The sequence below is a fragment of the Pseudoxanthomonas sp. GW835-FHT14C01 genome, assembly GCF_058793715.1.
In genome coordinates, this window is the sequence record NZ_JBXAGB010000003.1 from 462,772 (window position 1) to 488,677 (window position 25,906).

Genomic DNA, 25,906 nt, shown 5'->3' on the forward strand with positions numbered 1-25,906 from the left:
GGGTGCGTTCGGACACAACAGAGGGAGGGGCCATGGATTTTGAAACGGCGAAAAGTCTTACAGATGCAGTTGAGAAGAATGACATGGCGAAAGTGTCTTTGTTGCTGGACGCCGGGGCGGTTCCAAGTCCGATTGCGATGACTCTTGCAGCGAAGCACGCGGACCCTGGCATCCTCTCCCAGTTGTTGGCTGCAGGTGGGGATCCCAATGGAGGTGATAATGTGACGAGACCCCTTCATGCCGCCGCTTTCCGTGGTCATCTGGCGGCCTTGAATTGTTTACTGGAAGCTGGCGCCGACCCTAACCAGGAGAGCGAGGGGACGTTCCCCCTTCACTGGGCTTGTATGACAGGGAGAACGGATTCAGTAAGACTGCTGCTCAAAGCCGGTGCTGATCCCAATGCCAAATGCGTTGCCAACCATTCCAGCAAGAGTTGGCCTTCCCCTGCCTACTATGCAGGGGACGCCCCCATCGATCTCATCTATGCAAATTCATCGGTTGGCACGTTGGAGGTCTTACTGAAAGCCGGTGTCGACCCGAACCATAAGTCGGACGCGTCTGGTCTCAGTATCCTGCATCACGCTGTTATGGTCAGCGAGGACGCCTTCATTGCCAAGCTGTTGGAGGCAGGAGCTGATCCAAACCAAGCCAGCCTCAACGGTGATAGGCCGTTGCACGGTGCTGCGGTGATGGGTAGGGCGGATGTGTTGTTAACTTTGATGGCAGCCGGAGCTGATCCGAACAGGGGAGGTGTGGATGGAGCAACCGCACTCCATCGGGCGGCCTTCGTGGGCGATGAGGTCATCGTGGCCAAGCTGTTAGACGCAGGGCTCCATCCTGACGTAGTCGACAACAATGGCAATACGCCCTTGCACTATGCCGCGCGGAGGGCCCACACCGAAGTGGTTGAAGCATTACTGACCGCAGGCGCTAATCCCAACCACGCCAGTCAGAAAGGCAGAACCGCTCTTCATGCGGTGTGTTCATACCATGCAGATAAAGTCGATCCGACGAATCTGAGCGATACAGCGAGGATGCTTTTGGAGGCAGGCGCGGACCCCAACGCGCGCGACAACCGGGGCGAAACTCCGCTGTTCAAGGCAGCCGCAGCTGCAGATGAGTATGGGGAGGCCGTAGGGATGAGTATTGACTTGATAGAAAACCTCGTTAAGAAGGGCGCTGACATCCTGGCTAAGGATGGCAACGGGAAGACCGCCTCATTCCGTGCTTTCCATCAAGAAGTCCACACATTCCTGATGACCGCCGAGGCCAATGCTCGCCAACAATGGTTAGAAGCCAGGCTTCCAACGGTCAACGAATGGGCACCTCCTAAGCGCCAAGGAAACGACGGCCCCTGCATGGTCATCGGTGACAAGATTTGGAATCCCAAGGAGGAGGCCCAAGCGCAATCTCACGCAGCCGTCCAGGAAGCCCCCCGCCAACGGATGCGTCTATGAGATCGCGTGACAGGTCTGAAATGTCTCTTCACGAGGCCTCACGCTTGAACAGCGCGGACTTGGTTCTTGCCCTGTTGGAGGCTGGTGCCGGCATTGAAAGGGCGGATGATGAAGGCCGAACTCCGCTATGCGTCGCCGCCCTCTATGGGGCCAAAGAGGCCTTGAGGGCCTTGATCGGCGCGGGCGCCGATGTGAATGCTCGCATCGAACATTCCACATTTGTAGGTGCGCAGAGGCAGCAAACGGGGCTGCTGAGGCAAGTCGCCGGAACGACTGCGCTGCACCTGTCCGCGGAAGCGGGAAGGCGATATGTAACTCCAAACGGTTCCGACCACCTTGGATGCGCACAACTGCTGTTAGCGTCTGGAAGTGATGTTGGTGCGGAAGAATTGACTAAGGAGACTCGGGTCATCGCAGGAGTCAGATGTGACGAGCCTCATCCGGTCAGCAGCTTTGTCCCACTGAATTATGCGGGCACGTTGGAGATGGCCAAGTTGTTTGTTGCCCATCGATCCCCAAGGAACACAAGCGATTCACCCATCGTCAGTGCGGTGCGCATGCTGGAGGGTAGTCGAGGGTTAGACATCGCAGCCTTTCTGCTCACGGAGGGGTATGAACTGACCGAAGGCGCGTGCGCCGTGATGAGATGGGTAGGCATTCCACCTGGCATGCTGATTAATCGAGCCTATGAATTGCGCGCGGGTGAGCGACACAAGCGCTTGGAAAGGCAGTTGCGCCAAGCATCTCCTGGCTCAAGGATGCGTTTGTGACCGGGGCTTGCCAAATCCCGACGCCGTCGCATGCTGAAGCCATGGACCATTCCGACGCCCTCCACGAAACCGCCCTCGATCGCCAAGACGCCCTGGCGGCGTCCCCCCGTTTCGTGGTCCTGAAGACCCCCGCCGGCATCCGCTTCCAACTCCAGGACGACGACGGGGACCCCGACTCCCGGCTGGTCATCGATCAGGTGATGGCGCTGCTGGAGAGCGCGTTGGAGCAAGGCCGAGCCGTCACCCTCCACCCGTAATCCGCCCACCACCATCCCGCACCGCCGACAGGGTGCATTTCCTTCCCAGGAGATCCCTGTCGTGTCCGATTCCACCTCTGAAAGTTTCCTCCAGCGCCACTCCCGCGACGTCGCCGAACGCCTGATCCGTCAGATGGAAGAGGGCACCGGGCCCTTCGTCCAGCCGTGGGACGCGCGCATGGACCTGGGGCTGCCGATGAACCCCACCACCGGCAGGAGCTACCGGGGCGGCAACATGCTCCACCTGTGGGCCCTGCAGACCGCGTGGGACGTGAAGGACAACCGGTGGATGACCTACAAGCAGGCCACCGCCGTTGGCGCCCAGGTCCGCAAAGGCGAGAAAGCATCGGTCATCGAATATTGGGACTGGTCACCGGTGGAGGAGGCGAAGAAGAGCGGCGATCCCGAGCTCATCGCCAAGGCCCACCCCAAGGTGTTCTTCCCCCGGGTGTTCAACGCCTACCAGATCGACGGCTTGCCCGCCCTGGTCTTACCGGAGCAGCGGCCGGAACCGGAGATCCACCAGGCGTGCGAGAAGGTCATCCGGGAGAGTGGGGCCAAGATCCACCACGACGGGGGCAACCAGGCGTTCTACCGCCCGATGACCGACAGCATCCACCTGCCCGAGCGCAACACCTTCCACTCGGCCAGCGGCTACTACGCCACCGCGCTGCACGAACTCGGTCATTGGACCGGCTTCCCCTCCCGCTTGAATCGCCCGATGAAGGGCGGCTTCGGCTCCGTGGACTACGCGAAGGAAGAACTGGTGGCCGAAGTGTCGTCCATGCTGATGGGCGAACGCTTGGGCATAGGCCACGACCCCACCCAGCACGCGGCCTACATCCAGCACTGGATTCAGATCCTCCGCAACGACCCCCGCGAACTCTTCCGAGCCGCTGCAGCGGCCGAACGGGTGGTGGAGTTCCTGAGGGTCCCCGAGCTCGTCCACGAACCACTGCCGAAGGTGGAGCAGGAAAGGCAGCCGGTGGCGGCCAACCAGCAGGAGCTTGAAAAACCTAACGTCGAAAAGGCTCGCACCAAGGGGCGTTCGAAGACCAAGCAGCGGGAACACGTGATGGTGGCCTGATCCCCTTGCGGGTTCACCAATTCGAGTTATGCATAGGGATACCTACTCACGAAATGGAGGTGTCCTTTGAAGCCCATCGTTCTCGCCATCGCACTGGCCGCCCTTGTCCCCTCGGCCTTTGCCGCCGACAACACTTCCTCGCACCGCTATGGCACCTCCGAAGCCCTGTCCGTCCCGAAGGTGGCTTGCGGTAACGGTGGGTGCTTGAGTAGCGATCCATACGCCTGGTTGGGCGAAGTGCGATTGGGCGAGATGCGATCGGGCGAAGTCCTGATGGTTCGCGCAATCCAGCTCAAGAGCGACAAGAAAGTCAACGCCGGTTCGGCCATCGGCGCCGCGGTGGGTTACGGCGCGGCCCGCAAGGTGGACGGGGACTACCGCAGCGCCGCCCGGGTAGCTGCTGGGATCATCGGTGGGGTCGCCGGCACGGCCATCCAGAATGGATTTTCTGGCCGGCGCGCCATCGAAATCTACGTGCGCGACCTGAGCGACAAACGCCAGCGAATCATTGCGATCGTCCAAGACGCCGACTCGGACGTGCGCCAGGGGGATCAGGTGTTCCTGGTGGGGAAGGGCAGCAAGACCCGAGTGGTGCCGATCCCGCGGTCAACCATGACTTCGGTTACCGGCGGGGAAGGGCTATCTAAGGTGGCTTGTGGGTGGGGTGGGTGCTCGAACAGCGAAGCAGAAGATGGTCCGTGGAACGGAACGACGCGAAGCAGCCTCGGTCAAGAGTCCTGCGGCCTGATGTGCCCAGATGGCTACGAGCTCGCCCAAGGATGCTCCTGCGCCAAGGCAGGGCGATGATGAGCAGCTTTACGTTGATTCTGCTCGTAGTGATGGCCATACCGGTCTTCTTCATTGTGCCAATCATGGTGGGACGCGGCTTGGCACAAACCATCACTTACGCTTACCTGGTCTTCTCGAGCGATGCGCCTTCCTCGCTCAAGCCATCGTATGGAAAAGGACTCATGACGTTATCGTGGAGGATGGCGGTTGATATCCTGCGCCTTCTGTTCGTCTTGTTCGTCGTTTCATACTTCGCCTTTCAGGCGATTGCAGTGGGAACTACTTACGCTTTCATCGCGGTCACTTTCGCGGCATTGATGTTTTCCACGCTCTTGATGATGGCCTTCAGCGCCGCCATTAGTGAGCCCCTCCGCAGCGTTGTCCGATGATGAATAGAACACCCTCCCACGGCCTCTCCAGCCCCGGACCGGTCCACGTGCGCGACCCTGCGGATCTCCTCTTCCTGCCCGACGGGAAACGCGACCTGCTGCTCCAGGCCCTCTACACGGAATCGCTGGTCAACCGCCGGGACGTGGACGCCATCGACCGCCTGCTGGACGCCCACCGATTGGCCTACGGCGAACCCGAGCAGGTGGCCTACGCCATGCTCAGGGACAAGCAGCACGATCGACCACTGCCGCTGTTGAGCGGCGACGTGATGGTGGATGCGGGCTTGCAGCGCTACCTGGAGGAACACCGCGCCTGGAATCCGGTCACCCAACGGGAGCGCGCCTTGTCCTCGCAGACCCTGGGGATGAGCGCATGAGCCTGTCTGCTTATCACGTGGCGCGGGAGGACATGCGAGCATTGCGACGCCAAACGTTGGCAAAGGTATTCCGTCACGGGATGACGGCCATTGAGGCATCGCACGCGCTCGCCATGGAACTGGGCTACAGCTTCACGGACACCACCATTCATTCCGATCTGAAGGCGCTCGGGCTCAAGCCCGAATCGGGCACCGAACGGATAAGGACGATGACCAAGGCTCGCCGAAAGGAGGTCAAGAAGGGCGTGCTCGCGCGGGAGTCGGTCCAGTCCCTGGCCGAGCGATTGAGGGTCCCTGTTCACACCATCAAAGCCGATTGCCACGTCCTGGTCGAGGCCAGCGAGCTCCCCGCCGACATGCTTGCGCGGAGTCGAATCCAGCGTCGCCTTGCCGCGATGACGGCGGACATGGCTCGTCTGGGTCCTGAAGCACGAGCTGCCTATGAGGCATTGTGGGAGGCGGTGGCTTACGATGCCGAAGGGTTGCCTGGGAGTTCCCCATGAACCTCATTCGTAGCGCCGCGTCCTGGTGGAACGCACGCCGAAGCCCTTCGCTTCAAAGGACATTCGACGAGCAGCAGCGCAACCTTGATAAGGAGCGTTGGCGGAAGAATCGTCTGGCTCGGGGCGCTGAGAATGCACCGGGCTGGTTCAATCGCGGTGGCATTGTGCAGGAGGTGCTTTATTTTCTGCTTATTCTCACCGTCATTGGGCTGCGCTATTTCGTCTTCTTCATGGCGGCCCTACTGGTCCTCACTCTATTTTTCGGTCGCTGAAGCCAGCCGTTCACTTCAAGCATCCACCGGGCAGTGGCCTCTTGACTGGGAGTCTTGGCTCCGCTTGCCCCTCCCGCAAGGGCAGGCCTCCTCCACGGTGTTCCGGCCCTTCGCTGTGCGCCTGGCGGTGCTCGCTCCCGGGTGCGGGAGGTGCTGATCGCTTCGCCCATCCGTTCCCAGAGGCGCATCCCGCGCCGGTGGAGAAAGCAGATGAAGCGAGCGAACGACATCCGGGCCCAGTATCAACTGACGATGGACGAGGAAGGCATCCTCCTGGCCGCCTCGCAAATCCTGGAGCGCCGCCTGCAGCGCCAAGGCGCCATCACCGACCCCAGCGACGCCGCCGACTTCCTCAAGGCCCGCTGCGCCGGCCTTCCGCACGAGGTGTTCGGCGTGGTCTTCCTGGACACCCGCCATCGGATCATCGCGACCGAGCACCTCTTCCAGGGCACCATCGATGGCTGTGAAGTTCACCCCCGCATCGTGGCCAAGCAGGCCTTGGACCACAACGCCGCGGCGGTCATCTTCTTTCACAACCATCCCAGCGGAAACTCGGAGCCCAGCGCGGCCGACCGCGCCCTGACGGCCCGTCTGAAACAGTCACTGGCACTGCTCGACGTCCGAGTCCTGGACCACCTGGTAGTCGCGGGCACCTCGCACGTGTCGATGGCCTCACGGGGGTGGGTGTGACCGCCCCCTTCACCGAGGAGCGGCTCGAAGCCAGCGTTGGCCGCAGAGATGGCGCGCTCCTACACCCTGACCGGCGCTGCCATCCGGCCCGGCACGGTTGCCACCACCCCGCGGGAGACCACCCAGGTGGGCTTCGATGGGGCGCTCTACCTGCAGCACCCCGAGCCGGGGCAGGTGGTGGAGGTGGCGGGGGTCTGCAAGGCCCAGCTGCCGAAAGACCTTGGCTCTGCGCAAACGGTGGTATCGCTGGCTTGCCAGTGATCCGCCAACCCTTGGAAAACAAAGGGTTGGGCCGTCTCAGGCCTTGCGAAACTGGCCCTGCATCCTTTGGCTGAACGATACTGGGGGCCTGTCTTAGGGGATCACTGGATGCCACTGCTTTCTTGGTTCAACCGCGACGCTGACCTGACACGCGCCGCCCTGGCTCCCTACCGGCTGCTGGAGCCGGTCGCCAAGCTTTCCTATGGGGACGAAGACTCCCCCAACATGCTCATTGAGGGGGACAACCTCGATGCGCTCAAGGCGCTGCTGCCTTACTACGCCGGGCAGGTGAAGTGCATCTTCATCGATCCGCCATATAACACTCAAACGGCGGTAAGCGTTCACTACGAGGACAACATTGGTCATTCGCAGTGGTTGTCCATCATCTATCCGCGTCTTCAGCTGCTAAAAGAGCTGTTGGCGCCGAATGGCTGTATCTGGACCACGTTAGACGACAATGAATCCCACTACTTCAAGGTCATTGCTGATGAAGTGTTTGGGCGCAAAAACTTCATCGGCAACGTCGTCTGGAACCATAGCGTTCAGTCGAAGGGATACAGTGGAAAGCTATCTATCCACCATAACCATTTGCTGGGTTACAAGAAGTCGGATGCATTTGAGCTCTTGAATTTCCCACGAAAAGAAGAGCACAACGTTAACTATTCCAATCCAGATGATGATCCCCGAGGTCCGTGGCGATCGGGAGATGTCAGAAACTCCCTGGTTCGAAAGAACCTGATGTATGACATCAAGACTCCTGGTGGAAAAATCATCAAGCATCCTCCAAAAGGGTGGCGCTTTAGTCGGGATACGTTTGAAGCCGAGTTGAAAGCGGGAAAGATTATGTTCTCCGCGGATGAGACTCGAATTATTCGGAAGATCTATCTAGAGGATCAAGCGGGTCGGGTGCCAGAGTCGCTCTGGTTTCCGCAGGATGCGGGCACCACTCGAGATGCAAAGAAAGAGGTGAGAGCTTTCGTTGAGAGCGATGAGTTTGAAACCCCGAAGCCCGAGAAATTGATAGAGAGGGTGCTCCAGATTTCTACTAAAAGTGGGGATTTGGTGCTGGACAGTTTTTTGGGGTCTGGCACCACGGCCGCGGTGGCTCACAAAATGGGGCGACGCTGGATTGGCATTGAGCTTGGAGAGCATGCCCGAACAATCGCCCAGCCTCGATTGGTGCAAGTTGTGGACGGAGAACAGGGTGGGATATCAGAAGACGTCGAATGGAAAGGCGGCGGAGGGTTTCGCTATTACAAGCTTGGCGTTCCCGTGTTCGATGAAAACGGCCACATCAGAGACGGCATTCGCTTTGAGCACCTGGCCGCGCACGTGTGGTTCGCCGAGACCGGCACCGCGCGTTCGACCCGTGCAGCCAAGAAGCCTTTCTTGGGCGAGCACCACGGTGTGGGCTACTACCTTTTGTTCAATGGGATCTTGGGCGACGAGAGTAAGACCGGCGGTAACGTGCTGACCAAGCGCGTGTTGCGGGGACTGGAGCCGTTCGACGGACCCAAGGTGATTTACGGCGAGTCGTGCGACTTGCCGAAGGAGCGGCTGGAAGAACTCCAGATCACGTTCAAGCAGACCCCCTACGACATCAAGGCGCGTTGAAGATGGCTCTCTCCCTGAAGGTATATCAGCAGCGGGCCCTGTCCAGCTTGGCCCAGTTCCTCGAAGACGCGCGGCTGACTGGTCCCGAATCTGCGTTTGAGAAGAACGTGGATCCGGGCCTGGTTACGACCTACAAGCCCATGCCGGGCATGGAAGCCACACCCTATGTGTGCCTGCGCATCCCCACGGGCGGCGGCAAGACCGTGATGGGCGCGCATATCATCCAAGCTTCGGGTGATGCTTACCTAGAGCGCACGTATCCGTTGGTCATGTGGATGGTGCCCACCACCCAGATCAAGACCCAGACGCTGGAAGCGTTCAAGGATCCCCGGCATCCCTACCGCCAGGAACTGGACGACGCGTTCGGGGGCAAGGTAGCCGTCTTCGATGTGGAAGACTTTACTCACATTAGGCCCGCTGATTTGGGCACCAAAGTGTGCGTGGTGATTTCGACCATGGCCGCGTTGCGCGTGGAGAACCAAGACGGCCGCAAGGTTTACGAGCACCACGAGGATCTTGAATCGCATTTCGCCGGGAGTGTGTCCGATCTGCCTTACTTGGAGCAGAACCCGTCGGGCAAGGCGATCGCCTCGTTCGCCAACCTGCTTAAGCTTCATGGGCCGCTGGTCATCACCGACGAGGCGCACAACGCCAACACCCCTCTGTCCTACGAAGTCTACCAACGCCTGGGTGCAAAGCTGGTGGTGGAGTTGACCGCCACACCAGAAGCCACCAAGAGCAACGTGCTGGTCAGCGTCAGCGCCTTCGAGCTGAAGGTGGCCAACATGATCAAGTTCCCCGTCGTGCTCAAGGAGCACGTGGGGCAGTGGGAGGCGGCGGTGGGCAGCGCTGTGGCCCGTCGCAACGAGCTGGGAAAGACCGCGCTCAATGAACCGGACTACATCCGTCCCATCCTGCTGATCCAGGCGGAGAACGCCAAGGGCACGGCCACGGTGGAGGAGGTCAAACGCCACCTCATCGATAACGAGAAGGTCCCAGAGAAGGCCATCGCCATCGCCACCGGTGACCAGCGGGAAATCGACGGCGTCGACCTGTTCGCCAAGGACTGCCCCATCGAGGTGATCATCACCAAGCAGGCTCTCAAGGAGGGCTGGGACTGTTCTTTTGCCTACGTGTTCTGCTCGGTGGCCCAGGTCAAGAGCGATAAGGACATCCAGCAGCTGCTGGGCCGCGTGCTCCGGATGCCGTATGCCACCCGGCGCAAGCAGGGGACCATGAACAAGGCCTATGCCCACGTCACCACCACCCACTTCAACCTGGCGGCGGCAGAGCTGACCAAGTCGCTCATTGACATTGGCTTCAATCCGTTGGAAGCCGTGGGCGCCGTCCAGCGTGAACCGACACCTGGGCCTGGCTTGGGCCTGCAAGGCGGAGCGAATCCTGTCCCCACACCGCCCAAGACCACCGTGGCGGTCAGCAAGCAACCGGACCTGACCAACGTGCCCGAGCGCGACCAGGGCAACGTGGTGTTCGTGCCCAACGGGGAAGGCAAGGGCGGCACGGTCGAGATCACGGGGGAGGTGGACGATTCCACGGTGGAGGCGATTACCCTTGCCGCACCCGCAAAGGAGCGCGAGGACGTTGCGGCCACCATCGAGCGTCACCAGATCGCCTCCAAGGCCGTCAAGGCTCCCAGCCAGAACGGGGCCGTTTTCAGTGTTCCCCGCCTCTGCGTCATGGAGCAGGGCGAACTGGAGTTCATCGAAAGCGGCGCGGTGCCGCCCGGGTTCACGTGGGATCTGCTGGCGTATCCGCCGGACCTGTCCAGCCTCAAGTTCAACGCCGACAGCCAGACCTTCGAGGTCGATCTGGTGGATGAAAAGGTCACCTACACCAAGATCGACGACGACGTGAACACCTACCTTCCGGGCTTTGCCAAGGACCGGACCGAGGCAGACCTGGTGGGGTGGTTGGACCAGAAGATCCGCGACCCGGCCGTGAAGCAACCCGTATTGCGGGAGTGGGTGCGCCGGGCCATCAGCGGTCTGTCCCAGGACCGGGGCTTCTCCCTGTCGCAACTGCTCAATGGCCAGTTCGTCCTCCGGCGCAAACTGAGTGAGCAGCTCCAGCTCGCCAAGGTCGAGGCACTGAAGGACGGCTTCCAGCAGGCCCTGTTCGGCGATGCCGCCGACGTCGTAGTCAGCGACGAGCCCGACGCGATGTTCACCTATCCGGCGGATATGACGTTGTATCCGGCGCACTCCTACTACCAGGGCGGCACCTACCGATTCCGCAAGCATTACTACCCCTTCGTGGGCGACCTTCAATGGAAGACCGCTGGCGGCAAGGTGGGCGAGGAGTTCCTCTGCGCCCAGGCCATCGACCAGCTGGACGAGGTGGAGTTCTGGGTGCGCAACCTGGTGGATCGCAGCCAGTTCTGGATGCCCACGGCCAAGCAGCGCACCTATCCGGACTTTGTCGCTCGTCTCAAGGACGGGCGCCTGCTGGTGGTGGAATACAAGGGCGGGGATCGTTACTCATCCGACACCGAGAAGGAAAAGCGCATGGTGGGCGAGCTCTGGGCGACCAAGAGCAAGGGCAAGGGGATCTACCTCATGGCCCAGCTGAAGGACGAGAAGGGAAACAGCGTCACCGAGCAGTTGAAGGCGGCAATTGACAAATAGGTTGCGGGCCACAAGCGGAGGCAAAGGAATGGCTGTCTACATTTCGGATTTGGACATCAGGAACTTTCGGTTGTGTGTAGCTGCCAACTTGCAGCTGACCCATTTCACTCCGCTGGTTGGCTTGAACAACCCCGTTAAGAGTAATTGCCCCACTGCACACCCATGGCTCGTTCGTAAGAGAGGATGATGTTATGAGAATCATCAAGCTATGCGTCGAGAACTTTCGTGGGATCGGAAATCTAGAATGGCTGACCGATCGACAGCCGATGTGCTGTCTGATTGGCCCAGGTGACTCGCTGAAATCCACAGTTCTTGACGCGGTTGAGGTAGCGCTCTCTTCTCGATGGTTCTCGTTTGGCGAAGCTGACTTCACGCAATGCGATACGACTCAGGATCTCAAGATTGAGGTCACAGTCGGCGAGCTGTCTAAGCAGCTCCTTTCCGACGACAAGTTCGGCCTCTATATCCGGGGTCTGTCACCGGAGGGCGAGCTGCGTGATGAGCCCGAAGACGGGGACGAGCCAGTGCTTACTGTCCGCCTTTCTGTGGATGCCACGATGGAGCCACTGTGGGAGGTGATTAATGATCGCGCCCAGTATCCAAGGACGATGTCTAATCGCGATCGTGCTCTGTTCCGAGTCGTTCGGCTCACTGGTGATGACGCGCGCCACCTGACATGGGGACAAGGCTCTATCCTGGCCAAACTCACTGAGTCAGGTGACGAAGCGGCTCAACAGCTGGCAGAAGCGTATCGGGCTGCAAAGTCGAGTGCCAATCTCGACGGGATCAAGAGTCTGGTCGATGTTGCGACCGAGGCCCAAAAGCGCGCAGTTGAAGTCGGTGCTCAAGTAGGTGACAAATATACACCTGGGCTTGAGCTCGGCAGAGGTGGGTTCTCCGCAGGTTCTATCGCGCTCCACGATGGCAAGGTTCCGCTTCGGCTTGCAGGAACTGGCACGAGAAGGCTAGCGACGCTTGCTATTCAACGCGCCGCTATCGACGATGGCGCCATCGTGCTCGTCGATGAGATTGAGCAAGGACTTGAGCCGCACCGAATTCTTGGTGCGATTTCGCATCTCAAACGATCTCAAGCGCAGGACCTCGGGGCTGGAAGCCCGACTGGTCAGATCCTTATGACGACGCATTCCGAAATCGCATTGTCGGAGGTCGAGCCGGAGTCCTTGTTCGTGTGCCGTCGTGGCGCTGCGGGACGCCTGAATATCCTGCACCCCTCAGATCAGGTTTCATTAAAGCGCGTGTTAAAGCACTCGCCGCGGGCTTTGTTCGCTCGCCGAATCCTCGTGTGTGAGGGCGACACTGAGCTTGGACTGGCGCTAGGTCTGCGTGAACTGTATCCAGAGCGGCATGGCGGCACATCAATTGAGCAGCGCGGCGCGTCGATAATTGATGGAGGCGGAAGCTTCGCACCTCAGCTCGCCGCTGCCTTGGGAGGTTTGGGCTTTCATGTCGCGCTCTTTAGGGATTCCGATGTGCGGGTGCCCATTGCGCAGCAGAAGGATCTCGATGATGTGCTGGTGACAACGATCACCTACACCTCGGACATCGCTATTGACCAGGCCATCTTCATGGCCGTCTCTGACGATGCCATGATCGACACGCTGTTGATTGTTGCGGAAGACTTCAAGGGCTCCGCTACCGTGATCGATCAGATCAACAAAGCACTTCCCGAGGTTGGGAGCGATGGGGTCAGTGATGTGACATTTGCAGACTGGGAGTTCGACCCAACGCTGACGCGCGCAGAGGTGATTGGTCGGCTCGGTCTTCTGGCGAAGAATAACGGGTGGTTCAAGAACCGATACATATCCCGTGGACTCGCGCCGACGGTAGACATGGCCGTCCAGAAGGCTCCACAAACGGAGATGGCTTCAGCACTTCGTCGCATCGAGGCGTGGTTGTATGCCTAACCCTGAGAACTTGCTTGGTGTTCGACGAGGAAGCGTTGTTGCGCCGGCGGGTCACGGGAAGACAGAGCTCATCGCCAGAGTAGCTGCGCTAGGTCGTAGGACATTGGTCTTGACCCATACGCACGCCGGCGTGCATGCGCTTCGGGCGCGTATAAAGCGCCTTGGGGTCGATCCGAAGGCTGCCGCGATCGACACCATCGCGAGCTGGTCGTCTCGGTATGCGTCGGCGTTTCCCGGAGTGGGTAGGCCGCTCGGCCGTATGCCAAGGGGAGGTGAGTGGTCGGACGTCTACAAGGGCGGTGTTGATGTTCTGACAATTTCAGGTGTCAGATCAGTTCTGCATGCTTCTTACGACAGGGTTCTAGTCGATGAGTATCAGGACTGCGATCTCTTTCAGCATGCGCTTGTCTGTGCCTTGTCTGAGGAGTTGCCAACGATTGTTTTTGGCGACCGTATGCAAGGAATATTTGGATTCCGTGGGAACCCAAGTGTTTCCTGGGCCGACGACGTCTTTCCTCGGTTCCCCTTGGTCGGAACTTTGCTGGAGCCCATGCGATGGCGAGATGTGAATCCTGAGCTTGGGAAGTGGATTGCTGAGGTTCGCTTAAAGCTAGAAAGGGGCGAGGAGATCGACCTTTCCACGGCTCCTGCATCCATTGTTGAGTGCGAAAACTCGTTTGAAGTTAGTCCACTTTTTCACGAGCTTGATAGCGTGGAGGGCACGGTTGCCGCCATACACTGCCGAAGAGATGCGTGTAATCAGCTCGCTAAGTCAACGCGAGGCTCTTACCAAGCGATCGAAGACATCGCCTGCGTGGCGCTTCAGAACTTCGCCGCAGAGTGGGATGCAGGGGCTCCGACAGATCGAGTCGCTAGTCTGCGTTCCTTAGTGAAGTCGGCAGTGACGACCAAGGCCTTAGGAGAAGGAGAAGTTGATAGCCAGGATGATGTAAATATCATTTCGCGAGTTAAGGCAGCATACGATGATCTGGGTGCAACAGGTGACGCTATCCACGCGATCGCAGTGCTTGAGAGCATACGAAAGCACTCGCGTGCTCGGACATTTCGGGGCGAGCTTGTCCGCGATACCTCAAGAGCATTAGCGGGTCTTGTTGATGGGAAGTTCAAGAATCTCTCGCAGAGTGCCTTCGTCGTTCGGCAGCGAGTGAGTCACAGTGGCCGCTTCCTTCCGAAGCGAACCGTCTCAACGCCGCTACTTCTCAAGGGGCTAGAGTTCGACCATGTTGTTGTGCCTGACGCGACGCACTTCCATTCAGAAAGTAACCCCGGCGTGCGAGCGAAACTCTTCTATGTAGCCCTGTCGCGTGCGAGATCATCGCTTGTAATTGCGTCGTCTTCGCCAATAGTCCAATTCCCGGTGCCCGACTAGTCGGCAGGTGAGGGTCGCTCAAGCCGGATCCTTGATCCCTTACTTCACCCGCACCAGCTGATCCCACCGGGTGGTGTAAGCCGGCGACAAGTTTTTCTGGTTCATGGCCCACACGGGCTTGGCCAGCGCCGGCCCCTTAGACCGCCACGCCGACGACGCCATGCCCATGGTGCCCCGGCCGAACTTCGCGTTGGCCTGGTCCATGACCTTCATGAGCGCTTGCGAGCGGGGGTCGATGCCGGCGAACAGGTCGCCCTGGTGGACGTCGCCGTGCGTGAGGTCGAGCAACCCCACGCCAGCTTTCTTGTAGCGGTAGCCGGTCTTCCACATGGCCTTGGCCAACCCTTGGGCGACCAGCAGCACTTCGCGGGTGTCACTCGTCGGCCCGATGAAGTTGAATGCCTTGCTGGGGTGATACTGCGCCGCGCCGGGTTTGAAGGGGTTGGTGTTGAGCCACACCCACACCCCGCTGGCCTGCAGCGAGCGCGACCGCAGCTTCTCGCACGCCCGCTGGGCGAACGTGGACACGGCTTGCTGAAGGTCTTCCAGCGAAGTGACCTCCTGGCCGAATGAGCGGCTCACGACGATCTGCTGCCGCTCCGGTTCCACTTCCTCCAGGTCGCTGCACACCACCCCCTGCAACTCCCGCTGGGTGCGCGCCAGGGTAACCCCGTAACGGGCCCGCAGCGTGTCGGGAACGGCACGTGCTAGGTCGGCCGCGGTGAGGATGCCTTCGGCGCCCAGCTTGGCCGTCAGCTTGCGCCCCACGCCCCACACGTCTTCGACCGGATAGGTTTCAAGCTCGGGCGAACCGGGCAGGGCGGTGACCACCCCGTGCGGCGTCTTCTTCGCCAGCTTGTTCGCGAGCTTGGCCAAGGTCTTCGTGGGACCGATGCCAACGCAACAAGGGATGCCCACCCACTGGAGGATCTGGGCACGCGCTTGGCGGGCCATCGCTTCCCTCTGTTCGTCCGGCACACCGTCGAATGTTACGAACGATTCGTCAATGGAGTAGACCTCCACGCGCGGGAACCACTCCCGCAGCACCGACACCACGCGCCCCGACAGATCGCCGTAGAGACCGAAGTTGGCCGAGAAGATTCGCAGCTGCCGCCGGATGTGGGGCGGCACCTCGTGGATGGGCTGGCCCATCTTCACGCCCAGCTGCTTGCACTCCTGACTGCGGGCGATCGCGCAGCCGTCGTTGTTAGACAAGATGCACACCGGCTGGCCGCGCAACGACGGGTTGAAAACCCGCTCGCAAGACGCGTAGAAGTTGTTCCCGTCCACCAAGCCGAACACGTCAACGTTCCCTCTGATCCATGGAGTGCGGACGGCGCATCACGCCTCCTGGATGATCGATACCCCAGCCAGGGTGTCGCCGTCGTTTTCGCGGCGCCGCACTTGCGACAACACGCCCTCGAACCGTTCCAGTTCGCCTTCATCGGTGGCGGCCCGCCGGTAGGTGTCCCCGTCGTCGTCGAGCACCTCCAGCACGCCGGCCACCCCCGTGCCGTCAGCGGCCATGGTGATTCGGGTTTCGTAGATGCAGGTGCCCGTCCAGGAGAGCCAGCAGCGCAACGTGTCGCCATCCAGATGCAACGCCCAGCGGTCATCCACGCTGCGCGGCCAGAGGCCCTCGCGCAGGCGCACCACATCCTCGGCGGTGAAGACATGGCCACACCGGATGGGCCAGCGCGGGCCCTCCATTGGTTTGAGCTGGCTCCAGCGGCTTGCGTCGTCCATGTCAGCGCCTCAACTGTTTGCGGAAGGACCAGGTCACCACGCCCCACACGTCGAGCTCCACGTCTTCCGGCACGACGATGGGGGCGTTGGCAGGATTGCCCGAGTGGAGCTCGTAGCGCCCGGCGCGCAGCCGCAATTGCTTGACCGTGAAGCCGCCTTCCCAACACACCATGACGATGTCCCCATGGCGGGCGGTCAGGGAGCGATCCACCACCAGGGTGTCGCCCGGGAAGATCCCGAACTCCACCATCGAGGTGCCTGTGTCCGCTTCCACGTAGAACGTCGCTACCGGGTTTCGCACCACGTGCTGGTTGATGTCCAGCACGTCCTGCGAGCCGTAGAAGTCTTCAGCAGGCGAGGGGAAGCCACACGTGGCCCGCACTGGCAGCAACGCCAGGTGCAGCGGCAGGGGATGGAGATGGGCGGCGCCCAGGTAACCGGGCGGAAGCGTGGTGTCGAGCATGGCGGAAGTCTCTACAAGCCAGAATCACCCGGTGAGACGGCACCGGGGAGACAGGCTAGACCGGCCCGAACGGAGCCGCCAATTAGTATTTCGCTGAACGGGCCCAACCCCTTGTCACTGCGAGGGTGGGCGGGGCCGTGAAACCGAGGGGGCGGGGCGCAGCGTCGGTTCCACGCGCAAACGCTCAGGGACGATCGGGTGGTCCGAATGCTCTTTGGTCCAGGAGGTCGAGCAATGTCCGCGCCACGTCGAGGGCGGCACGACCCCATTCGTCGTCGTCGCCATCGAAAGGCTGCTCGCCCGGATCTTCTTTGCCGCCATGGAAGAGGTCTTGCGCACGCGCTTGGTCGCTTCCACTAAGGCGCGGGCGTCGGATTGAACTTCGTTGGGTGGCTGAAGAGGGCGAGGCTCGAAGGTTGCCTCGCGCTGGCCCCCCGCATTGACGACCACCTGAACTTTCGGTCGATCACGGGCTCCCCCAAGCATCTTCTGACGAGTAACAGGCTCCACCCGAAGGACGAAGTCGGCAGGTGGAAACCTGTCCACCTGCGCCTTCACTTCGGACCAGTCCACCATCGCATTGCCGAACCGATCCGCTTTCAGAAATGCATGACGGCGCTTGAGCTGGTATTCGAGCAAGGCGAATGCGCGAAACAATGGGATGGCGAGGTTGTCAGAGACGGGCATGACCACATCGTAGCCCAGCCTCCTGTTACCCCGCAGCCTTCCACGGACGCCCCTGGCGGGCAGCTATATCCGCCGCGTCCTCGACCCCTTTCATCCACCAGTGGGTGTCGTCCAGGTGCGGCAGCGCGCCGCGCTCATCCAGCAGGAGGTCCAGTGCTTCGCACACGGCGAACTCGGCATCCCGCTCTCGGCTGCCCGGTGGGTGCGCGTGCGCCCGACCGTGGCGATATGCGGCCAGGGTCTTGGCGCCCATGTTCCGGCCCTGGGCCAGGTTCGTGCGCACCAACGGATCAGCTCCGTTGTCCAGCAACGCGCGAACGGTCGGCGCGTCCGCGGTGAGCAGGGCGACGTGGAACGGCGAGTAGCCACGGGCGTCGTGCGCGTTGGGTTGGGCCCCTCGTCCGATCGCCGCGGCCACCTGATTGGGGTCGCGCTGTTGGATTGCAGCGAGCAACTCGGTGTTGGCCATGCGTCCTCCTTTTCTTCTGGTTTACCGCAGAAGCGGAAACGCGCAAGGGGGGCAGGAGTTTGAAAAACTGTCGTGCAACCCCAGCAGTTTTTCAGTTTAGTCAGATCGCACGCTTGAATACGAAGCGGCAACGAAGGAAGAGCTGTCACGCTCCCTTCGTTCTTCATTGCGGTGTCTGAGAGCCTATCGGGGTCGCAGCTTGGCCACCCCCGGCGGGTGCCATTTCCCCTTGGCCAGGCGCTTCTGCACGAAGGCGCGGTAGTCCTCTGGAGAGGGGGGGGACTTCCGTTTGTGGCGGCGTTGGTTGCACAACCAACAAGCCGCGGCGATGTTGCCGGCCACGTCCTTGCCGCCGTCCTGTTGGGCCACCAGGTGTTCGGCGGTGCAACGAAGCGGGTTGGCCGTTCGGGCGGGCAGGCCGAAGGGTTTCAGTTCTTCGGGTGAGGCGTTCCACATGGGCAGGCTGCAGTAGCAGCAGCGGCCCTTCTGGGCGTGGAAAGCATCGGTTCTTAGGCGTTGGAGTTTGGGCATGCTTAGTCTCAGGAAATGACAGGAAATAGCTTCCCGACGTCTCTAGGCGAGAACGCTTCGGGCACCTGTTGCCAGAGCTAAGCAGGCAATACACCGGGGGTAAGTCCCCACGCGGCAGGGCTGTTATCGCGCGGGGCGAGTGGGGAGTCAAGCCTGTGCGATGCGCGGATGGTCTTCCGATCCGCGGGCAGGACGTGGAGCCGGCGGTAAGGCGCGATGTATGGCGCTGGCAGCAATGGCGGCATGGCCAAAAGCAACCGCGATCTGGTTGAGATCGGTGACCACATCACCAATGGCGTAAAGGCCATGGCGAGAGGTTTCCATGTGCTCGTTTGTCAGCACGGCGCCTTCGTCGTTGAGTTCGGCCCATGCTTGCCGCGCCAACTCTCCGCGCGCAGGCGCTCCCATGGCCGCGTAAACGAAATCGAAGCGGTGCGTGTCGCCGTAGGCGTCGATAAGGTCCCAGCCGTCATCCCGGCACGCCAGAGAGCGGAGAGACGGCAGGACGACCAAGCCCTCGGTGTCGGTCTGGGAGCCGCTGTCGCCTCGGTCCGGAATTGGCACCACGCTGACGTTGGCCGAGAACGTGCTCAGGTAGCGGGCGTTGGCCGCTGCTCTGGTGAGTGGCCCCACCACGGCGAGGCGGTGATCGGTGGCCTCGAATCCATCGCAAAGCGCGCAAGAGCGGAGCAGCCCGCTCTTAAGCGCTGCTTCGGGGTCTCCCGAAGCGAGCTCTGGGAGTCGATCGACGACCCCCGTGGCCAGCAGGACGGTGGGCGCAGAGAAGACACCGTCCTTTGCCTCCACCTCCCATCCTCCCGGGATGGGGCGCAAGTCACTGACTCGGGTGGGGCGGAACGTTGCGCCGTAGTTGGCGGCTTGGTCCCTCAGGCGCTGGAGGAGTTCAGTCCCCGACACGCCCAGCGGGAAGCCGGGGCAGTTGTGGCTTTCCGGAATCCAACGCGCGCGGCTGCGACCATCATCGAACACGACCACGCGTCGGTGAAAGCGCCTAAGGTAAGTAGCGGCGGTGAGGCCGGCGGGGCCGCCCCCTACGATGATGCAGTCCAGTTCCATGGGTTTTGCCGGATCGGGATGTGTGCAAAGCCTGCCACGAACGATCCCTCCGCGCACGCACGCGCCCTCAATGACGTCGCCATAACGGGCGCCATGTCGTCATAGGGGCCGGGCTGGTCGGACGCGCCAGCCGCCGCTCAGGAGCTCCCATGGGACGTTTCGATTCAGACCACTTCCACCGCTTGGTGGATTATCTCAGCCGATCGGGAGGCGTGGAAAAGTGCCTGCCCTACCCAGGCATGACCCCAGTGCCCGCCGGTTTCGATGAGTTCGCCAACCGCGATTCCCAAGCGACGGAATCGAATTGGTCGGACGTATGCCCTGCTTACGCCTTGGCGTTGTTGACCTCGGGCGGCTACGCGCTGCCCCAAGACGACGCCGACATGGAAGTGCTCTGGGACGAGTTGAGCGGGAACTCAACCCTCCTCTGGCCGGACGTGCGCGACATCGTGGAGCGGGGTTGGGCGTGGCTGGACGCTCACCCCGTGGACACGTCCACGCAGCACTAGGCCTGTGTGCGCTTTCGCTTCCGCCACACCACCCACTGGCCGACCAAGGCGGTGAGCAAGATGAGGCTGTTGGTGGTGATGAACACCCAGTTGTCCAGCAGCCAGCTGTAAATAACGAAGCCCACGGACGCGGCCGTCTGGCCGAGAAAAAGCCATTTGGATACACCGGCCGAGTTGTCTTCCGTGGCGTGCTTGTGAATCTGCCTGATCAAAGTGGCTATCAAGATGGCCGAAGCGGCCCAGCCGATCACATCGGGTGACATAAAAGATCCTTGGGAGCGGATTGGATGAGCAATGGAATGGATACAACGCAAGGCAGAGGGAATGATTTAAGCGGCGGTTCTGCGCCTGATGAAGGCCCGGCGCGGGTTCGGGCGATGCTATTCGATGCAGCCAGCGCTACCCGTGAAATCACGGGCTTGGATGCGGCCTTGGTGATGGATCCATCCAAGGATCAATTGCTGTGGATCGATCTCCACGCGCCCGATGAAACCGAGTTGGCTCGGGTGGCCGAACGCCTTTCCCTGCCCATGGGCGCGGTAGACGGCTACGCGGGCACTGACACCAATCCCGCGTTGGAGAACTGTGGCAAGTGTTTCTGGGTCAGGGTGGTTGCTGTCGCTGACTCACCCAGTCCAGCGTTCAGCGGCACCGTGCTGACCATTGTGGCGGGCAAGAACGTGGTGGCCACCCTTCACCGCCAACCCGTCGAGTTCCTGGACAATTTTCGAGACGGGCAAGGGGGCAGGTCGGGCGTTGGGGCCCTGACGTCGGGCAGCTTTGTTTCAGCCCTGTTGGAATGGCACCTGGGCACCTACTTCAGCGCGGTTTCCCGGTTCGAGCTGGCGGTCGAACGGCTGGAGGTGGACGTGTTGTCCACGGCGCCTCGGGATTGCCTGGAGGAACTTCGGTCGCTGCGAAAGGGGGCGTCCCGCCTGAGGCGAATGCTCGCTCCCCATCGCGGAGTCTTCACGGCGTTGGGTCGCCCAGATTTCCGCCCGGAGGAGGATGAGCAAACCGAGCGGCACTTTCGTGCGTTGGACACCCACTACGAACGCGCCATGGACATGGTGGAGAACGCCCGCGATCTCGTGGTGGGAACGTTCGAATTGTTCAGCAGCCAGACCGCGTTGTCCGCCAACGAAACGATGAAGGTGCTGACCTTTGTCACGGTGGTCGTCGGCGTGCTGGCCGTCATCGGCGGCATTCTGGGCATGAACTTCGAAGCCCCGTTCTTCAAGACCGGAGTGGCTGGATTTTCCGTCGCCGTCGTGTTGATGCTTGTGCTGGCCGCCGGCTCCATCCTCTGGGGCAAACACAAGCGGTGGTTCTAGTTACTCAGGCGCTTTGGCTGGGACGAAAGGCGACACCGGGTCGCTGGCCGGGAACGTCTCTTCCAGCGCCTGGTCCTGGTTGTCACTCTCGTGTTTCTTGCGTTCCCGTCGTTGCGCATGGGTCTCTTCGCACTCGACAGGCTCGCCTGGGGCGGGGGTATCTTTTCGGTCTCTCATGCGTGACTCCTGGTGGGTGGAACGGCCCTCTGTTGGGAAAGTAGAGAGTCATGACGAGGCAAGGCTTCGGGACGCGGTTGCGGTAGGGCGCGTGTCAATTTCCATGGATTCCGACATCAACGCTAACGCCCTCTTGGAGCGTGCAGCGGTCTGAGCGGCGACCGCGTCGGATGGGACCCGAACCTTGTAGCCGCGCATGTGGGCGTCTTGTGCCGTGGCCAGCACGCACGAGTCGGTTGCGACGCCGGTGATGACCAATTCGGACACGCTCAGGTCGCCCAGGATGGCTGGCAATGTGGTGCATAGGAAAGCGGAGTGCCGTGGTTTGAGGACGTAATAATCCTTGGGTCCTGGTTCCAGGATGGTCGCAATGGAGCTGGTCTCACCTCCCCGCTGCCGACATGTGGCGACCAGGTCTGAAAACTCGCGGTTCCAGTCCATGAAGTTGTCGTTGACGTAGAGCACCGGCCAATCGCGTTCAGTAAATGTGGCGCGCAGTGCCGCGATGTTCTTGCAAACCTTCACTGCTTGCGCCGCCAACCGGTCACCCCCGTCGAAATCGAAGAGGTTGATCATGTCCAAGACGATGAGTGCGGGCCGCATGCCAAGTCAGGTGCCGGTCTGACTGTGGGGAGCTTCCACCGGCTTGGACTGGGGTGAGCCCTTCTGGCGAAGCACGATGGTCAACAGGACCAATGAGGCAACGGCGAGAAATTCGCTCTGCCAGTTCTGGAACGACTCGAACCAGAACTGGGCACTGGCCAAGTGTTCCCACACTCCCACCGGTGGCTCGCCCTCCAGCTGGCGCGACGCCACCTCGTGTCTCCAACTTCCGTCCAGGTGGAGGACGAAGGAGAGCAGAAACAGCGCCGTGAACGCGATGGCCAAGGAGTGCTCGTAGAGCTTGAGCCACACACCGCCGACCCGCACGGGCCACGGCTTGGGACCCTTTTCGATGCGCTCCTCTTCTTTCGATGGATCCAGTGGCCGGGATTCCGCGGAGCCCTTTTGACGAAGGGACACGCTCAGCAACACATACATGCCCATCTGTAAGAATTCACTTTCCCAGTTTTCGAACGTGGCCGAAACGAAGTGGCCGCTGGCCAAGTATTCCCAGAGGGATAAGGCGGGCGCAGCGAGGTCCGAGAGCTCGTCGTTGTAAACGACGTGGCCGGTCAGGATTTGCCCTAGCCATGTTCCCAGCATGAACAGGAGAACGACGATCGACAGGCCATTCCGTTTTAGGAATCCGGGATGTGTGCTGGTCATGAAGTCATCCTTTTGCACATTGAAGGCGTGACTTCGTAGAAACGCGGTGAAGAAACTGGTTTTCACAAGGTCTTTGCGGGGTGGGACTGAATAATCAAATTTCTTCCCCAGCTAACGGAGTCAGCAATGGCAAGCAAGGGCTACGATCAAAGCGGCGTCAAGGAGCTGCTGCTCCAGGCGCTGGAAACCGAGCGCGGTGGTATCAAGATCTACACGGCCGCCATCGCCGTGGCCGTCAACGAAGACCTGCGCAAGGAGTGGCAGGAATACCTTGACGAGACCAAGCACCACGAGGAAGTGCTGACCCAGGTGTTCGGGGAACTGGGCATGGACACCGAAGAAATGAGCCCGGGGCGAGAGGTGTGCGCACACAACGGCGCCTCGCTGGTTGCGGCCATCGAGATGGCACAAGCCAACGCTGGTCCAGCGGCTGCCGAATTGGTGGCCTGCGAATGCGTCGTCCTTGCCGAGACCAAGGATCACTCCAACTGGGAGTTGATCGGCAAAGTCGCCGAGGCGGGCAAGGACAAGGTAGCCGAGGTCCTGAAGGCTGCCTACGACGAGGTGGAAGAAGACGAAGACCATCACCTCTACCACACCAAGGGCTGGTGCCGGGAGCTGTGGATCCAGAGCTTGGGCATGCCGGCCGTGCTGCCGCCCCCGGAGGAGGTCAAGAAGGTCGAAACCGCGATCGGTGCGGCCCGCGCAGAGCAGGCCCGCGAAGACATGTTGTAACCGATGAAAGCCCGCCTCCGGCGGGCTTTTCTTCAAGCGTCACTGTTTCCAATCCGTCTGTGATTTTCGATCAGGAAAAGCTATGGCCACCTCGCGCAAGCCCACCAATCCCAAGACCAAGAAAAACGTTGCCGGCGCCTCCGCCGCGAGGAATTCCGACAGCGCCGCGTCCAAAGCACCGCCTCTGGGCTCGGGCGATCTCATCGCCGAGCAGGCGGCAGAAGTGGAAGCCACGGCCGCTGCCATGCCATTCAATGAGAACAAGTCCGCTGAGCATGGCCGAGCAGGAGCCGTGGATCCCCCGGAGGGCACCGAAGTCATTCCGCCTTCCCCCTTGGTCACGGCCAGCACGTTGGCTGAAGGCAACGGTTCGACCAAGCTGGGCACCCAGGCAGCCCCGGGGACGAATCCCACGGTGGGTTCGCTGGACCGCGTGCGCGTGGACAGCTCGGGGCAACGCCTGACGACCAACCAGGGCGTTCCCATCGCTGACAATCAGAATTCCTTGAAAGCTGGCCTTCGTGGACCGGCGCTGCTCAAAGACTTCATCCTGCGGGAGAAGATCACCCACTTCGATCACGAACGCATTCCCGAGCGCATCGTCCACGCCCGCGGGTCAGCGGCTCACGGCTTCTTCGAGAGTTACAAGCGGCACAACAAACTTACCCGGGCCGCTCCGTTCCAGGAGGCCGGGAAGATCACCCCAGTGTTCGTCCGCTTCTCCACGGTGGCGGGTGAGCGGGGCAGCAAGGACACCGCGCGCGATGTGCGCGGCTTCGCGGTCAAGTTCTACACCGACGAGGGCAATTGGGACCTGGTGGGCAACAACATGCCGGTGTTCTTCATCCAGGACGCGATGAAGTTCCCGGATCTGGTGCACGCGGTGAAGCCCGAGCCCCATCATCAAATGCCGCAAGCCGCCTCGGCGCACGACACGTTCTGGGATTTCGTCTCCCTGATGCCCGAATCCACCCACATGCTGATGTGGCTGATGTCCGACCGGGCCATCCCGCGCAGCTACCGGATGATGCAGGGGTTCGGTGTTCACACCTTCCGCTTCGTCAACGACCAGGGACAGTCTCGCTTCGTCAAGTTCCACTGGACGCCCCTCCAGGGCACCCACGCACTGCTGTGGGACGAGGCCGTCAAGATCGCCGGCGCCGACCCGGACTTCCACCGGCGCGATCTGTGGGAAGCCATCGAATCAGGCGCTTATCCTGAGTGGGAACTGGGCGTGCAGGTGTTCACGGAAGAAGAGGCCGAACGCTTCTCCTTCGACATCTTGGATTCGACCAAGATCATCCCTGAAGAGCTTGTGCCCATCACGCCGTTGGGCCGGATGGTGCTCAACCGCAACCCGGACAACTTCTTCGCCGAAACCGAGCAGGTGGCCTTCTGCACCGCGCACGTCATCCCCGGCATCGACTTCACCAACGACCCCCTGCTGGCGGGCCGCATCCACTCCTACGTGGACACCCAGCTCTCCCGCCTGGGCGGACCAAACTTCCACGAGATCCCGATCAACGCGCCCGTCGCCCCGGTCCACAACAACCAGCGCGACGGCTTCCATCGCCAGGCCATTCACCGCGGCAAGGTCTCCTACGAACCCAATTCCCTGGGCGGGGGTTGCCCGTTCCAGGCCGGGGCAGCAGGCTTCGTGTCTTTCCCCGAGCCGGTGGAGCAAGACGAGGTCCGGGGCAAGCCCGAGAAGTTTGCTGAGCATTACAACCAAGCTGCTTTGTTCTACAACAGCCAGTCTCCGATCGAGCAAGCCCACATCGCCGCTGCGTTCCGGTTCGAGCTGTCCAAGCTGACGGTTCCAGCCATACGTCGCCGTGTGGTGTCCATGCTGCGCAATGCGTCCGAGGAGCTGGCAGCACAGGTCGCCGAAGGGCTGGGCATGCCCTTGCCCGATCCGATGCCGCGTGCGTTGCCGAAACCTCCCAAGCCGGAAGTGACAACTTCTGAACCCCTGTCGATGTTTGCCCGACCGGGCGTGACTGGGATCTCCACGCGCAAGGTGGCGATCTTCGTAGGGGACGGCGTCGACGGCGATCAGGTCGCGGTAGCGCAAGCTGCCTTGCTGGAGGCTGGCGCGGTGGGGCGCCTGGTGGGACACCGGGTGGGCGTGTTCACGGCGAAAGATGGCAGTGAAATCGACGCCGACGCGTCGTTCGAAAACGAGCCTTCTGTCCTGTTCGACGGGGTGATCATTCCCGATGGGGAGGGCACCGCCAAGGTGTGGGCGAGGGATGGCCGGGCCGCGGAGTTCGTGAAGGATCAGTTCCGGCACCTCAAGACCATTCTCGCATTGGGTGAGGCCGTCGCGTTCGTAGAAGGGACGGGCGTGCTGCGGGATGAGAACGATCCGGGGTTGCTCCTCCAGAGCGAACCCGAGGAGGATGCGATCAGCCAATTCATGGGTGCCTTGGCCAAGCACAAGCACTTCGGGCGCGAAACCGACCCGCCCTTGCTGTGAGTGC

Annotated in this window: 29 protein-coding genes; 19 read left to right on the plus strand and 10 right to left on the minus strand. The window is 61.3% G+C overall.

Features of this window, described 5'->3' with window-relative positions; all coding sequences use genetic code 11:
* Positions 1–32: 32 nt before the first annotated feature.
* The 15 genes from AC1Q5B_RS15545 to AC1Q5B_RS15615 all read left to right on the plus strand — a co-directional run bounded on the left by AC1Q5B_RS15545 (position 33) and on the right by AC1Q5B_RS15615 (position 14,426).
* Entirely contained in the window at positions 33–1,457 is a 1,425-nt protein-coding gene (locus AC1Q5B_RS15545; protein WP_492632438.1) for an ankyrin repeat domain-containing protein, read from the plus strand.
* A 20-nt stretch (positions 1,458–1,477) separates the two neighbouring features.
* Positions 1,478–2,227, plus strand: a complete 750-nt coding sequence (locus AC1Q5B_RS15550; protein ID WP_492632809.1) for an ankyrin repeat domain-containing protein — start codon at positions 1,478–1,480, stop codon at positions 2,225–2,227.
* Between the two features lie 41 nt (positions 2,228–2,268).
* A complete protein-coding gene (locus AC1Q5B_RS15555) occupies positions 2,269–2,484 on the plus strand; it encodes a hypothetical protein (protein WP_492632439.1) in 216 nt (71 codons plus the stop codon).
* Positions 2,485–2,545: 61 nt separating this feature from the next.
* Positions 2,546–3,571, plus strand: a complete 1,026-nt coding sequence (locus AC1Q5B_RS15560; RefSeq protein WP_492632440.1) for an ArdC family protein — start codon at positions 2,546–2,548, stop codon at positions 3,569–3,571.
* A gap of 66 nt (positions 3,572–3,637) precedes the next feature.
* Positions 3,638–4,378 carry an outer membrane lipoprotein gene (locus AC1Q5B_RS15565; protein WP_492632441.1) on the plus strand — a complete coding sequence of 247 codons (741 nt, stop codon included), beginning with the start codon at positions 3,638–3,640 and terminating at the stop codon, positions 4,376–4,378.
* A complete protein-coding gene (locus tag AC1Q5B_RS15570; RefSeq protein ID WP_492632442.1) occupies positions 4,351–4,749 on the plus strand; it encodes a hypothetical protein in 399 nt (132 codons plus the stop codon). The genes AC1Q5B_RS15565 and AC1Q5B_RS15570 overlap by 28 nt, the downstream gene beginning before the upstream one ends.
* Before the next feature lie 47 nt (positions 4,750–4,796).
* Positions 4,797–5,126: a hypothetical protein gene (locus tag AC1Q5B_RS15575; RefSeq protein WP_492632443.1), complete on the plus strand. Its 330-nt coding sequence runs from the start codon at positions 4,797–4,799 to the stop codon at positions 5,124–5,126.
* Positions 5,123–5,629 carry a hypothetical protein gene (locus AC1Q5B_RS15580; protein WP_492632444.1) on the plus strand — a complete coding sequence of 169 codons (507 nt, stop codon included), beginning with the start codon at positions 5,123–5,125 and terminating at the stop codon, positions 5,627–5,629. The genes AC1Q5B_RS15575 and AC1Q5B_RS15580 overlap by 4 nt, the downstream gene beginning before the upstream one ends.
* Positions 5,626–5,901, plus strand: coding sequence for a hypothetical protein (locus AC1Q5B_RS15585; RefSeq protein WP_481527138.1), 276 nt, complete (start codon positions 5,626–5,628; stop codon positions 5,899–5,901). The genes AC1Q5B_RS15580 and AC1Q5B_RS15585 overlap by 4 nt, the downstream gene beginning before the upstream one ends.
* A 210-nt stretch (positions 5,902–6,111) precedes the next feature.
* Positions 6,112–6,591 (plus strand): JAB domain-containing protein, encoded by a 480-nt coding sequence (locus tag AC1Q5B_RS15590; RefSeq protein ID WP_492632445.1) that lies wholly within the window; start codon positions 6,112–6,114, stop codon positions 6,589–6,591.
* 36 nt (positions 6,592–6,627) lie between these two features.
* Complete coding sequence (locus AC1Q5B_RS15595) at positions 6,628–6,852, plus strand: hypothetical protein (RefSeq protein WP_492632446.1); 225 nt, start codon at positions 6,628–6,630, stop codon at positions 6,850–6,852.
* A 108-nt stretch (positions 6,853–6,960) separates the two neighbouring features.
* Positions 6,961–8,466, plus strand: coding sequence for a site-specific DNA-methyltransferase (locus tag AC1Q5B_RS15600; protein WP_492632447.1), 1,506 nt, complete (start codon positions 6,961–6,963; stop codon positions 8,464–8,466).
* A 2-nt stretch (positions 8,467–8,468) separates the two neighbouring features.
* On the plus strand, positions 8,469–11,111 hold the full coding sequence (locus AC1Q5B_RS15605; protein WP_492632448.1) for a DEAD/DEAH box helicase: 2,643 nt from the start codon (positions 8,469–8,471) through the stop codon (positions 11,109–11,111).
* A gap of 191 nt (positions 11,112–11,302) precedes the next feature.
* The gene (locus tag AC1Q5B_RS15610; RefSeq protein ID WP_492632449.1) at positions 11,303–13,036 is read left to right on the plus strand and encodes an ATP-dependent nuclease; all 1,734 of its coding nucleotides are present in this window, start codon (positions 11,303–11,305) and stop codon (positions 13,034–13,036) included.
* Positions 13,029–14,426, plus strand: a complete 1,398-nt coding sequence (locus AC1Q5B_RS15615; RefSeq protein WP_492632450.1) for a UvrD-helicase domain-containing protein — start codon at positions 13,029–13,031, stop codon at positions 14,424–14,426. The genes AC1Q5B_RS15610 and AC1Q5B_RS15615 overlap by 8 nt, the downstream gene beginning before the upstream one ends.
* Positions 14,427–14,465: 39 nt before the next feature.
* On the opposite strand, the gene AC1Q5B_RS15620 is transcribed toward AC1Q5B_RS15615, so the two are convergent.
* From AC1Q5B_RS15620 to AC1Q5B_RS15650, 7 genes are all read right to left on the minus strand, one after another.
* Complete coding sequence (locus AC1Q5B_RS15620; RefSeq protein WP_492632451.1) at positions 14,466–15,728, minus strand: Y-family DNA polymerase; 1,263 nt, start codon at positions 15,726–15,728, stop codon at positions 14,466–14,468.
* Positions 15,729–15,767: 39 nt separating this feature from the next.
* The gene (locus AC1Q5B_RS15625; protein ID WP_435999554.1) at positions 15,768–16,172 is read right to left on the minus strand and encodes a hypothetical protein; all 405 of its coding nucleotides are present in this window, start codon (positions 16,170–16,172) and stop codon (positions 15,768–15,770) included.
* 1 nt (position 16,173) lies between these two features.
* Positions 16,174–16,635: a LexA family protein gene (locus tag AC1Q5B_RS15630; protein WP_492632452.1), complete on the minus strand. Its 462-nt coding sequence runs from the start codon at positions 16,633–16,635 to the stop codon at positions 16,174–16,176.
* Between the two features lie 114 nt (positions 16,636–16,749).
* Entirely contained in the window at positions 16,750–17,322 is a 573-nt protein-coding gene (locus AC1Q5B_RS15635) for a hypothetical protein (protein ID WP_492632453.1), read from the minus strand.
* Positions 17,323–17,347: 25 nt separating this feature from the next.
* Complete coding sequence (locus AC1Q5B_RS15640) at positions 17,348–17,791, minus strand: ankyrin repeat domain-containing protein (protein ID WP_435999548.1); 444 nt, start codon at positions 17,789–17,791, stop codon at positions 17,348–17,350.
* A 183-nt stretch (positions 17,792–17,974) separates the two neighbouring features.
* The gene (locus AC1Q5B_RS15645; RefSeq protein WP_492632454.1) at positions 17,975–18,322 is read right to left on the minus strand and encodes an HNH endonuclease; all 348 of its coding nucleotides are present in this window, start codon (positions 18,320–18,322) and stop codon (positions 17,975–17,977) included.
* 147 nt (positions 18,323–18,469) lie between these two features.
* Positions 18,470–19,399 carry an NAD(P)/FAD-dependent oxidoreductase gene (locus tag AC1Q5B_RS15650; RefSeq protein ID WP_435999544.1) on the minus strand — a complete coding sequence of 310 codons (930 nt, stop codon included), beginning with the start codon at positions 19,397–19,399 and terminating at the stop codon, positions 18,470–18,472.
* 149 nt (positions 19,400–19,548) lie between these two features.
* Between AC1Q5B_RS15650 and AC1Q5B_RS15655 the strand changes: the two genes are divergently transcribed.
* Positions 19,549–19,908, plus strand: coding sequence for a hypothetical protein (locus AC1Q5B_RS15655; protein ID WP_313222305.1), 360 nt, complete (start codon positions 19,549–19,551; stop codon positions 19,906–19,908).
* On the opposite strand, the gene AC1Q5B_RS15660 is transcribed toward AC1Q5B_RS15655, so the two are convergent.
* A complete protein-coding gene (locus tag AC1Q5B_RS15660) occupies positions 19,905–20,171 on the minus strand; it encodes a hypothetical protein (protein WP_313222303.1) in 267 nt (88 codons plus the stop codon). The two genes, AC1Q5B_RS15655 and AC1Q5B_RS15660, sit on opposite strands and share 4 nt — an antisense overlap.
* A gap of 36 nt (positions 20,172–20,207) precedes the next feature.
* Here AC1Q5B_RS15660 and AC1Q5B_RS15665 point away from each other — a divergent pair, with 36 nt between their 5' ends.
* Entirely contained in the window at positions 20,208–21,242 is a 1,035-nt protein-coding gene (locus AC1Q5B_RS15665) for a magnesium transporter CorA family protein (protein WP_313222301.1), read from the plus strand.
* Positions 21,243–21,467: 225 nt separating this feature from the next.
* On the opposite strand, the gene AC1Q5B_RS15670 is transcribed toward AC1Q5B_RS15665, so the two are convergent.
* Together AC1Q5B_RS15670 and AC1Q5B_RS15675 are read right to left on the minus strand one after the other, a co-directional pair.
* Positions 21,468–22,022 carry a cysteine hydrolase family protein gene (locus AC1Q5B_RS15670; RefSeq protein WP_313222300.1) on the minus strand — a complete coding sequence of 185 codons (555 nt, stop codon included), beginning with the start codon at positions 22,020–22,022 and terminating at the stop codon, positions 21,468–21,470.
* Positions 22,023–22,028: 6 nt separating this feature from the next.
* Positions 22,029–22,688: a DUF6766 family protein gene (locus tag AC1Q5B_RS15675; protein WP_313222298.1), complete on the minus strand. Its 660-nt coding sequence runs from the start codon at positions 22,686–22,688 to the stop codon at positions 22,029–22,031.
* A gap of 126 nt (positions 22,689–22,814) precedes the next feature.
* Between AC1Q5B_RS15675 and AC1Q5B_RS15680 the strand changes: the two genes are divergently transcribed.
* Both AC1Q5B_RS15680 and AC1Q5B_RS15685 read left to right on the plus strand, forming a co-directional pair.
* Positions 22,815–23,423 (plus strand): hypothetical protein, encoded by a 609-nt coding sequence (locus AC1Q5B_RS15680; RefSeq protein ID WP_313222296.1) that lies wholly within the window; start codon positions 22,815–22,817, stop codon positions 23,421–23,423.
* An 82-nt stretch (positions 23,424–23,505) separates the two neighbouring features.
* On the plus strand, positions 23,506–25,902 hold the full coding sequence (locus AC1Q5B_RS15685) for a catalase (RefSeq protein ID WP_313222294.1): 2,397 nt from the start codon (positions 23,506–23,508) through the stop codon (positions 25,900–25,902).
* The last annotated feature ends 4 nt before the right edge of the window (positions 25,903–25,906 follow it).

What these genes read in the sequence shown, in the direction of transcription:
- AC1Q5B_RS15545 (WP_492632438.1), top strand. Translation starts at nt 33, where the DNA reads ATGGATTTTGAAACGGCGAAAAGTCTTACAGATGCAGTTGAGAAGAAT.
- AC1Q5B_RS15550 (WP_492632809.1), top strand. Translation starts at nt 1,478, where the DNA reads ATGTCTCTTCACGAGGCCTCACGCTTGAACAGCGCGGACTTGGTTCTT.
- AC1Q5B_RS15555 (WP_492632439.1), top strand. Translation starts at nt 2,269, where the DNA reads ATGGACCATTCCGACGCCCTCCACGAAACCGCCCTCGATCGCCAAGAC.
- AC1Q5B_RS15570 (WP_492632442.1), top strand. Translation starts at nt 4,351, where the DNA reads ATGCTCCTGCGCCAAGGCAGGGCGATGATGAGCAGCTTTACGTTGATT.
- AC1Q5B_RS15580 (WP_492632444.1), top strand. Translation starts at nt 5,123, where the DNA reads ATGAGCCTGTCTGCTTATCACGTGGCGCGGGAGGACATGCGAGCATTG.
- AC1Q5B_RS15585 (WP_481527138.1), top strand. Translation starts at nt 5,626, where the DNA reads ATGAACCTCATTCGTAGCGCCGCGTCCTGGTGGAACGCACGCCGAAGC.
- AC1Q5B_RS15590 (WP_492632445.1), top strand. Translation starts at nt 6,112, where the DNA reads ATGAAGCGAGCGAACGACATCCGGGCCCAGTATCAACTGACGATGGAC.
- AC1Q5B_RS15600 (WP_492632447.1), top strand. Translation starts at nt 6,961, where the DNA reads ATGCCACTGCTTTCTTGGTTCAACCGCGACGCTGACCTGACACGCGCC.
- AC1Q5B_RS15605 (WP_492632448.1), top strand. Translation starts at nt 8,469, where the DNA reads ATGGCTCTCTCCCTGAAGGTATATCAGCAGCGGGCCCTGTCCAGCTTG.
- AC1Q5B_RS15610 (WP_492632449.1), top strand. Translation starts at nt 11,303, where the DNA reads ATGAGAATCATCAAGCTATGCGTCGAGAACTTTCGTGGGATCGGAAAT.
- AC1Q5B_RS15615 (WP_492632450.1), top strand. Translation starts at nt 13,029, where the DNA reads ATGCCTAACCCTGAGAACTTGCTTGGTGTTCGACGAGGAAGCGTTGTT.
- AC1Q5B_RS15625 (WP_435999554.1), bottom strand. Translation starts at nt 16,172, where the DNA reads ATGGACGACGCAAGCCGCTGGAGCCAGCTCAAACCAATGGAGGGCCCG.
- AC1Q5B_RS15630 (WP_492632452.1), bottom strand. Translation starts at nt 16,635, where the DNA reads ATGCTCGACACCACGCTTCCGCCCGGTTACCTGGGCGCCGCCCATCTC.
- AC1Q5B_RS15635 (WP_492632453.1), bottom strand. Translation starts at nt 17,322, where the DNA reads ATGCCCGTCTCTGACAACCTCGCCATCCCATTGTTTCGCGCATTCGCC.
- AC1Q5B_RS15640 (WP_435999548.1), bottom strand. Translation starts at nt 17,791, where the DNA reads ATGGCCAACACCGAGTTGCTCGCTGCAATCCAACAGCGCGACCCCAAT.
- AC1Q5B_RS15645 (WP_492632454.1), bottom strand. Translation starts at nt 18,322, where the DNA reads ATGCCCAAACTCCAACGCCTAAGAACCGATGCTTTCCACGCCCAGAAG.
- AC1Q5B_RS15650 (WP_435999544.1), bottom strand. Translation starts at nt 19,399, where the DNA reads ATGGAACTGGACTGCATCATCGTAGGGGGCGGCCCCGCCGGCCTCACC.
- AC1Q5B_RS15655 (WP_313222305.1), top strand. Translation starts at nt 19,549, where the DNA reads ATGGGACGTTTCGATTCAGACCACTTCCACCGCTTGGTGGATTATCTC.
- AC1Q5B_RS15660 (WP_313222303.1), bottom strand. Translation starts at nt 20,171, where the DNA reads ATGTCACCCGATGTGATCGGCTGGGCCGCTTCGGCCATCTTGATAGCC.
- AC1Q5B_RS15665 (WP_313222301.1), top strand. Translation starts at nt 20,208, where the DNA reads ATGGATACAACGCAAGGCAGAGGGAATGATTTAAGCGGCGGTTCTGCG.
- AC1Q5B_RS15670 (WP_313222300.1), bottom strand. Translation starts at nt 22,022, where the DNA reads ATGCGGCCCGCACTCATCGTCTTGGACATGATCAACCTCTTCGATTTC.
- AC1Q5B_RS15675 (WP_313222298.1), bottom strand. Translation starts at nt 22,688, where the DNA reads ATGACCAGCACACATCCCGGATTCCTAAAACGGAATGGCCTGTCGATC.
- AC1Q5B_RS15680 (WP_313222296.1), top strand. Translation starts at nt 22,815, where the DNA reads ATGGCAAGCAAGGGCTACGATCAAAGCGGCGTCAAGGAGCTGCTGCTC.
- AC1Q5B_RS15685 (WP_313222294.1), top strand. Translation starts at nt 23,506, where the DNA reads ATGGCCACCTCGCGCAAGCCCACCAATCCCAAGACCAAGAAAAACGTT.